Origin of the sequence: Micromonospora sp. DT44 (genome assembly GCF_049841635.1) — a bacterium.
Lineage (GTDB): Bacteria > Actinomycetota > Actinomycetes > Mycobacteriales > Micromonosporaceae > Micromonospora.
Window position 1 is genome coordinate 26,472 of sequence record NZ_JBNCKS010000064.1, and the last position, 8,307, is coordinate 34,778.

The window sequence follows — 8,307 nt, forward strand, 5'->3', positions numbered from 1 at the left end:
ACGGCGGGTCGCGGGCCGGACCGGTCACTCCCGTCCGGGCCGCTGGTAGACGTCAGGCACCCCGTCGCCGTCGGCGTCGAGGCGTTCCTTCTCGGCCACCCGCCGGTACGCGGCGTTGCGGCGGGCGAGCACGGCGGCGGCGAGCGCCGCGGAGATCACCGACCCGGTGAGGACCGCCGCCTTGACCCGCTCGTCGGCCGTACTGCCCGCGCCGAACGCCAGGTCGCCGATGAGCAGCGAGACGGTGAACCCGACCCCGGCCAACAGGGCGATGCCGAACAGGTCGGGCCAGGTGATGTCCTCGTCCAACTCGGCGTGCGTGAACCGGGCCAGCAGGTAGGTCGAGCCGAAGATCCCGATACTCTTGCCGAACACCAGGCCGGCCACCACGGCGATCACCAGCGGGTCGGTCAGCAGGGTTCCGAGATCGGTGCCACGGAGTGTCACGCCGGCCGCGAAGAGGGCGAACACCGGCACGGCGAAGCCGGCGGACACGGGTCGCCACCGGTGTTCCAGGTGCGCGGCGAGCCCGCCCGCGTCCGCGCCACCCGACTCCGTCCGGTCGGCCGTCGCAGCGGTGCCGCCCGGGGCGCGGTTCAGCACCGGCACGGTGAAGCCGAGCAGCACACCGGCGACCGTGGCGTGCACACCCGAGGCGTGCACCAGCGCCCAGGTGGCGACCGCGAGCGGGACGAGGGCCCACCACCAGGTCCGGCCCCGCCGCACCAGCCACGCGAAGAGCCCGATCGGGGCGAGCGCGGCGAACAGCGGCAGCGGGTGGAAGTCGGCGGTGTAGAAGACCGCGATGATGGTGATCGCGAACAGGTCGTCGACCACGGCCAGGGTGAGCAGGAAGGCGCGCAGGCCCTGCGGCAGGTGTGAGCTGACCACCGCGAGGACGGCCAGCGCGAAGGCGATGTCGGTGGCGGTCGGGATGGCCCAGCCCCGCAGCCCTTCTCCGCCCGTGCCGAGGAGCACGGCCACGTAGATCAACGCCGGCGTCGCCATTCCACCCAGGGCGGCCACCACCGGCAGCGCCGCGCGGCGCGGGTCGCGCAGGTCCCCGGCGACGAACTCGCGCTTGAGTTCCAGGCCCACCACGAAGAAGAAGATGGCGAGCAGGCCGTCGGCGGCCCAGGTGGCGAGGCTCAGGTCGAGGTGCAAGCGCTCGCCGCCCGGCCAGGGCACCCAGGCCCCGAGCCGGACGTACGCCTCGCTCCACGGCGAGTTCGCCCAGACCAGCGCGAGGACGGCGCCGAACAGCAGCAGGGCGCCGCCGACCGTTTCGGTGCGCAGCACGTCGGCCAGGTGCCGGGCCTCCGGCCAGGACGACCGCGCGAAGAGTCGGTCGCGGTGGGGGGCACGGCCGGTCATGAAGGGGCTCACCTCTGGTGTCGGGACGGCAAAGATCCAATCGCCGACCAGACTTCCCGGCACACCGCTGTCGACCCTATCCGCTCGGCGGTACGTCGTGATCGTGCGGGACGCGACGCGACGATCGAGATCGGCGCGGGGAATCGGTCGCCGACTTTTCCGGGCGTCGCCGCTGCCGAATGGCCCTTTGTCGGGTTGGTCATGCGGGACGTGCCGTTACGGATGCCGAAAATGCATAACTCCAGACATAAGTCCTATGAGGGGCTTTAATGGTTTCACGAGTTGACAGACGACCTTGGGGGTTTTCGTGAAGTTCTTTGGCGTAACCGGACCGGTCCGGAGGCAAGCCTGATGGACCTGCTTCGCCAATTGCGCCACGTGCGTCGGCACTGGTGGGTGGTGCTGCTCACGATCATGGTGTCCCTGGGCGTCTCGGCGTTTCTGACCGTACGGGCCCAGCCCCGGTACGTCGCCTCGGTGACCTTCTTCGTCACCACCCCCAACCAGGGCGTCTCCGATGCCTACCAGGGCGGGCTCTTCCTCCAGCAACGCGTCAAGTCGTACGCCGACCTGCTCAGCAGCGACCGCCTGGCACAGAGTGTCGCGGCCGAGACGCCGGTCGGGCTCACCGCGGACGAGGTGCAGCGCCGGGTGACCACCTCCACCGAGACGGGCACCGTCCTGCTGCGCGCCTCGGTCACCGACACCGACCAGGCCCGTGCCCTGCGGCTGAGCGAGAGCCTCGCCGCGAAGTTCGTCGAACTCGTTCAGAAGGTCGAGACGCCGCCCGAGGGTAAGTCGCCCATCAAGATCGAGGTGGTCAGCGGCCCACGGGTCAGCGCGAGCCCCGTCTCGCCGAAGCCGGTGCGTAACCTCGTACTCGGCGGTCTGCTCGGCCTCGTCCTCGGCGTCGGCCTGGCGATCCTGCGCGGCGTCGCCGACGTCCGCCTGCGCGACGCCGCCGGCCTGCAACGCGCCACCGGAAGCCCGCTGCTCGGCGAGATCCCGTTCGAGAGCGCCGCCCGCACGTCCCCGCTGATCGTCGGCGACGCCGCCACGTCGGCCCGTGCCGAGGCGGTCCGCAAGCTGCGGACCAACCTGCGCTTCGTGGACGTGCACGAGCCGGCCCGGGTCATCGCCGTGACCAGCGCGTTGCAGGGCGAGGGCAAGACGACGATGTCGTGCAACCTGGCCATCGCGCTGGCCGAGGCGGGCTGGCGTGTGCTGCTGGTCGACGCCGACCTGCGCCGCCCGAAGGTCGACGACTACCTGGGCCTGGACGCCGGTGTCGGCCTCACCGACGTGCTGGTCGGCGACGTCCAGGTCGGTGACGTGGTGCAGCGGTGGGGCGACAAGTCCCTGCTGGTGCTGCCCAGTGGCTCCGCGCCGCCCAACCCGAGCGAGTTGCTCGGCTCCAAGGCGATGGCGGACCTGCTGCTCGCGTTGCGCGAGTCCGCGGACATCGTGATCATCGACACCGCGCCGCTGCTCGCGGTGACCGACGGCGTCGTGGTGGCTGTCCAGGCCGACGGCGCGCTGCTGGTCAGCCAGCAGGGTCGTACGTCGCGCACCCAGGTGGCCGCGGCGGCCCGCGCGCTGCACTCGGTCTCGGTGCGGCTGCTCGGCTGCGTGCTCAACATGGCGAAGGTGGCCAAGGCCGAGGCGTACCAGTACGAGGCCTACCGGGTGGTCGCCTCGACCGCCACGCCGTCGGTACCGACCGACCGGGCCCCCGCCGCCCGGCACAGTGAGGACGCCGGGGTCAACGGTGTCAGCGACCGTACCCAGGAACTCACCCGGCTGCCCCGATGAGCGCGGCGAGGGGTCGTAGCGAGCGTTCGATCTCCTCGGCGCAGCGACGGAAGTCGGCGACGGTACCGCCGATCGGGTCCCGAAGGTCGTCCGCGTCCGGGGCGGCGGGTTGCAGCCGCCCCCGGGCGCTGGCGGCGGCGGCGATGGCGGCCCCCAGTGGATCGTCGGTCGATCCGACGGGCGGTTCGGCCGCCGCCGCCAGCCGGCCGAACTGGCGCAGGGTGAACGTCCGGTGCAGCGCGCCGGGCGCGAGCGAGGTGCACACCGACCGCTGCCGCCGTGTCGCGGTCAGCACCAACGTCGCATCGGTCAGCTGTTCGGCACGCAGGGTACGGCTGCTGAACGCCGTCGGGTCGCCGCCCTCCTCGGCCACGACCTCCGCCGCGTACGGGTGCATGGCCATCCCGTCCATCGCGTCGGTGCCGGCGCTGGACACCAGCACGGCACGGTCGGCCAGCAGCCGTCGGGCCAGGTGCTCGGCCATCGGTGAGCGACACAGGTTGGCGTGGCAGACGAACAGCACGCGGTCGGCCATCGGGAGCCCTCTCGTGGATGCGGACACGGGTCGCCACACCGCGAGGGTGATGCGTCGACGCCGCTGGGCGCGCGGGGAGGGGTTGCCAGCATCCTACGCGGGACGCCCCTTCGGACGCGGTGCCGCGCCGGCCGAGCCCGATTCGCGCCCACCGGCGGTGTCGCGGTGAAGATCGGCATCCTGTCGTACCACTTCCCGCCCGAGCCGGCGTTCATCCCCGGCAGCCTCGCCGAGGAGTTGGCCGCGCGCGGGCACGAGGTCCGCGTCCTCACCGGATTCCCCGACTACCCGGGCGGGCACGTCTATCCAGGGTGGCGGCAGCGGTGGCACCACGAGACGCACAGCGACCGGCTGTCGGTCCGCCGGGTGCCGCGGGTCTCCGGCGGGGCCACCACCACCCGGGCGCGGATGGCCAGTTACCTGTCGTTCGCCGGGAGCGCGTCGCTGGCGGCCCGCCGGTTCCTGGGTGACGTGGACGCGCTCTACGTCTTCCAACTGCCGGCCACCACGTTCGCCACCGCCGCCGTCCTGCGGCTCCTCGCGAGGGTGCCGACCGTGCTGCACGTGCAGGATGTCTGGGCTCGCGACGGCGTCGACGCGTCCGGCGGCGGCCGCTGGTTGGCGCGGATGGACGCCGCGATGACCCGCGTCTACCGGTCGGCCGCGCGGGTCGCCGTGGCCGCGCCGTCGATGCGCGACCTGGTGGTCGCGGCCGGCGCCGACCCCGGCCGGGTCCGTCTGGTCCTCAATTGGACGGACGAGCGCATCTTCTACCCGGCGACACCGGGCGCGGCGGCCCGGCAGATGGTCCGCCGGGATCGCCGGTGCGTGGTCATGCACGCCGGGACCATCGGACCCCGCCAGGGGCTGGAGACGGCGGTACGGGCCGCGGCGGCACTGGACCGGACGATGGATCTGGTCCTGGTCGGCTCGGGCGCGGACGAGCGGCGGGTACGAGGGCTCGCCGCCGACCTCAAGGCGGAGAACGTCCGCTTCCTCGAACGGCGGTCACCTGTCGACATGCCCGAGCTGTACGCCGCCGCCGACTACCAGTTGATCATGCTGCGTGACCTGCCCGAGCTTCGCGGCATGGTGCCGGGCAAGCTGCAGGCCGCGCTCTCGTGCGCCGCGCCGGTCGTCGCGTCGGCCGGCGGGGACACCGTCGAGCTGGTCGAACGCGCCCGAGCCGGGCTGTCCTGCCCTCCCGAGGACTGGGCCGCGTTGGCCGACCGGTTCTGGCTGGCCGCCACCATCCCGCCGCCAGCGCGCACCGAGATGGGCCGGCGGGGGCGGCAGACGTACCTGCGGGAGATGTCGCTGCCGGCCGGCGTCGACCGGATCGAACGGCTTCTGCACGAGGCTGCCGGCCGCGTTCCGCAGGGGGCGACAGCGCCGCGAGGAAACTTCGCGTAAAGGACCGGAAATGCCATAACGGTACGAGAGTCCCCGTAACGTGCTAAGAACGTCAGGGAATTCGACAGACTGTCCGATTCCCGGAGCGGAGTGTGGTGTGACGGAGAGCGAACGACCGCGTCGACGACGAAGCCGGTCCCGGCGTCGCCGGCGCGCGCGACTGCGCCGGGCCCTGCTCGGCGTGCTCGTGGTCGGATCGCTGGTGCTGGCCGCGGGTGGGTGGATCGGTTTTCGCGGTTGGCAGGCGAGGGCCCACCTGCTCAATGCCGCCGGCCTGGCCCGGGAGCTGAGCGCCCAGGTCGTCGGCGGGGACACCGACCGTGCCCTGCGCACCCTCTCCGCCCTGCAGGAGCAGTCCGGCGCGGCCCGGGCGGCCACATCCGACCCGAGCTGGAGGCTCGGTCGGCACACCCCGGCGGCCGGTGACGATCTCGACGCGGTCCGGCTGATCGCCATCGCCATCGACGACCTGGCCCGGCAGGCGTTCCCCAGCCTGCTGCGCACGGACCTGACCAGCCTCGTGCCGGCCGGCGGCCGGTTGGACCTGGCCCGGCTCACGTCGGTCTCCGGCGAGCTGACCCGCGTCAACGACTCGGTGCAGGGCACCCGTCGGGACCTGGCCACCGTGCCGGCCGACAAGCTGGTCAGCCAGGTCCGCCAGGCGCTGACCGATCTCCGGGGCGAGATCGACCGGCTGGCCAGCCTCACCGCCGCGGCCGACCAGGGCGCTCGACTGCTGCCGCCGCTGCTCGGCGCCAGCGGCCCGCGGAGCTACCTGCTCGTCTCGCAGAACCTGGCCGAGCTGCGCGCGACCGGCGGCATGTTCGGCGCGTACGCGATGATCGAGGCCGAGGGCGGCCAGGTCCGGATGGGCCGGCAGGGCAGCAGCGCGTCCCTGGGCCGGTTCACCCCGGCGCTGAAGCTGCCCCCCGAGACCCGGGCGATCTGGACCGACCTGCCCGGCATCTACCCCGCCGACGTGAACCTGACCCCGCACTTCCCGACCGCCGCCGCCCTGTACCGGGAGATGTACCGGCGCAAGACCGGCACCACCGTCGACGGTGTGCTCGCCGTGGATCCGGTGGTGCTGTCCTACCTGCTCAAGGCGACCGGCCCGGTGCTGGTGCCCGGCGGGGTGCCGCTGGCCAGCGACAAGGCCGTGCAGACCCTGCTCAACGAGACCTACCAGCGGCTGGACACCACGCAGCAGGATGCCTACTTCGCATCCTCGGCCGCTGCGGTGTTTGACGCCTTCTTCAAGAAGAATGTCAACCCCAGGGTGTTGTTGTCCGCATTTGACCGTGCTATCACCGAACGCCGGATATTGTTCTGGAGTGCTCATCCGGAAGAACAGCGGACATTCGGCAACAGCCGGATGGCCGGGACGCTGCCGGAACAGGACACCGTGCCGACGGTCGGCGTGTTTCTCAACGACGGCAGCGGCGCGAAGCTCGGCTACTACCTGCGGCCGACGGCGAGCCTCACGGTCGGCGAATGCCGGTCCGACGGTCGCCGCGAGCTCCGGCTGCGGGTGACTCTGCGCTCGACGGCGCCGAAGTCAGGGCTCAGCGAGTCGATCCTTGGCCTCGGTATGGCTGGCGATCCGTACACCGCGCGCACGCTGGTGTCGATCTTCAGCCCGGCCGGCGGCTCCGTGCTCGACGCCCGGCTCGACGGGGTCGAGACGGCAGTGGGCAGCGGCACCGAACGCCGCCGCCAGGTGGCGACGGCCAACGTCGACATCGCCCCCGGCGTCGAGAGGGCGCTGGAGGTCACCGTCTTGACGGCCAAGACCGGCGTCGGGCAGGCCGAGCTGTGGCTGACCCCCACCGCCAGCCCCTGGACCACCCAAGTTCATTCCGCACCAAGCTGTGACCAGTAGGAGGGAACCAATCATGCGGCTATCCCGCATCATCATGGCGCTCACGGTCGGCCTGGCCGTGGTGGCCGTGCCGACGGCAGCGGGGGCGGCACCGGCTCAGCCGTCGCCCAGCACGTCCGCCGGCGCGACCCAGCCGCCGCCGTACGCGCCGCAGCCGCCAGCCCTGACCGTCAACCGGCCGACGATCTTCCTGGGCGAGACGGTCGTGCTCACCGGCACTGGCTTCGGCCCCAACGAGACCGTCGACATCGCGGTGACGGTCACCCCCATCGCTGCCCCGGCCGCCGGCAACGCGCCGGCCCGCCGCAGCGACGGCACCACCGTGGCCATGGAGCCGGTGGCGTACCAGGCGAGCGCGCCGCTCAACTTCACGGCGTACACCGACGCCCAGGGCCACTTCACCAAGAGCTACAAGCCGTCGGTGACCGGTCTGCTGACCTTCACCGCCACGGGCCGCGAGTCCGGCCGGACCGCGAGCACCGAGTTGCGGGTGCTGCACCGCAAGCAGCCGCTGCCCGTCACCGGTGACAGCATCGGTACGCCCATGAAGCTCGGTGGCGGTCTCGTCGGCGCCGGCGCGATCATGCTGCTGCTGACCCTGGCCTGGCGTCGCCGCCAGCGCTTCGGCGGAGCCGCGCACTAACCGGCACCACAAGCGGGGCAGTGCCCCGGACGTACCCCGAACTGGCGCCCGTCGGATTGTCCCGACGGGCGCCAGTTCACGTCGCGGGCCGGTGTCGCGTTTCGCCCGGTCCATTCCGCTTCCGCCGTGTTCGATTCCGGATCGCCGTCGCGGGGCTGTCGACGACATGGGACACCCGCTTGGCGTCCGTCGGGCCACCGGATGCACCCCCACGTCGGCGAGCCAAAGCCGATCGCCAATCCGAGTCCCCGGTCATGATCGACACGAGTTCGCCGATACCGCGCTGTCAACCGGCCCCGAACACCCCGACTTCGACGATGTCGAGTCGATCACCCGGTCTGATCCCTGCGTGTGGGCGTATGTCCAGTTGTGGGGCCGTTGTGGTGACCGGATGCACCCGTGGGCCGGAATCGTGGCGGGCCGCGGGTCGTTACACACCCTGACGATCGCAGGACCAAGGCTGGGCCGCCCGCCCGTCAGACCGGTGAGGAAATGACCGGTCCGCCCAGGTCGCGGTGACCGCCCCGCAACCACCGGGCCACCCCGCCTGCGGGAATGGCCCCGGACCGCAGGTCGTTACACACGGACCGGCCGCCACGAGCCCCCCGCTCGCAGGCCGCCCCCCAGACTTTTGAGCGCCCGGACGAG

General features: G+C 72.1%; 6 protein-coding genes. 4 read left to right on the forward strand and 2 right to left on the reverse strand.

The window, feature by feature from the left end:
• Nucleotides 1-24: 24 nt before the first annotated feature.
• Nucleotides 25-1,374, reverse strand: a complete 1,350-nt coding sequence (nhaA, locus tag ACLQ25_RS27960) for a Na+/H+ antiporter NhaA (RefSeq protein WP_425733752.1) — start codon at nt 1,372-1,374, stop codon at nt 25-27.
• Nucleotides 1,375-1,725: 351 nt separating this feature from the next.
• On the opposite strand from nhaA, the gene ACLQ25_RS27965 reads away from it, so the two are divergent.
• Nucleotides 1,726-3,186 (forward strand): polysaccharide biosynthesis tyrosine autokinase, encoded by a 1,461-nt coding sequence (locus tag ACLQ25_RS27965; protein ID WP_425733753.1) that lies wholly within the window; start codon nt 1,726-1,728, stop codon nt 3,184-3,186.
• Here ACLQ25_RS27965 and ACLQ25_RS27970 read toward each other — a convergent pair.
• Nucleotides 3,167-3,721: a low molecular weight phosphatase family protein gene (locus ACLQ25_RS27970; RefSeq protein WP_425733754.1), complete on the reverse strand. Its 555-nt coding sequence runs from the start codon at nt 3,719-3,721 to the stop codon at nt 3,167-3,169. The two genes, ACLQ25_RS27965 and ACLQ25_RS27970, sit on opposite strands and share 20 nt — an antisense overlap.
• 165 nt (nt 3,722-3,886) lie before the next feature.
• Here ACLQ25_RS27970 and ACLQ25_RS27975 point away from each other — a divergent pair, with 165 nt between their 5' ends.
• From ACLQ25_RS27975 to ACLQ25_RS27985, 3 genes are all read left to right on the forward strand, one after another.
• Nucleotides 3,887-5,134 carry a glycosyltransferase family 4 protein gene (locus tag ACLQ25_RS27975; RefSeq protein WP_425733755.1) on the forward strand — a complete coding sequence of 416 codons (1,248 nt, stop codon included), beginning with the start codon at nt 3,887-3,889 and terminating at the stop codon, nt 5,132-5,134.
• 97 nt (nt 5,135-5,231) lie between these two features.
• Nucleotides 5,232-7,016: a DUF4012 domain-containing protein gene (locus tag ACLQ25_RS27980; protein ID WP_425733756.1), complete on the forward strand. Its 1,785-nt coding sequence runs from the start codon at nt 5,232-5,234 to the stop codon at nt 7,014-7,016.
• Between the two features lie 13 nt (nt 7,017-7,029).
• Nucleotides 7,030-7,659 (forward strand): hypothetical protein, encoded by a 630-nt coding sequence (locus ACLQ25_RS27985; protein ID WP_425733757.1) that lies wholly within the window; start codon nt 7,030-7,032, stop codon nt 7,657-7,659.
• Nucleotides 7,660-8,307 lie beyond the last annotated feature (648 nt).

Coding starts and splice junctions, on each gene's coding strand:
- ACLQ25_RS27965 (WP_425733753.1), top strand. CDS start 1,726: ATGGACCTGCTTCGCCAATTGCGCCACGTGCGTCGGCACTGGTGGGTG.
- ACLQ25_RS27970 (WP_425733754.1), bottom strand. CDS start 3,721: ATGGCCGACCGCGTGCTGTTCGTCTGCCACGCCAACCTGTGTCGCTCA.
- ACLQ25_RS27985 (WP_425733757.1), top strand. CDS start 7,030: ATGCGGCTATCCCGCATCATCATGGCGCTCACGGTCGGCCTGGCCGTG.
- nhaA (WP_425733752.1), bottom strand. CDS start 1,374: ATGACCGGCCGTGCCCCCCACCGCGACCGACTCTTCGCGCGGTCGTCC.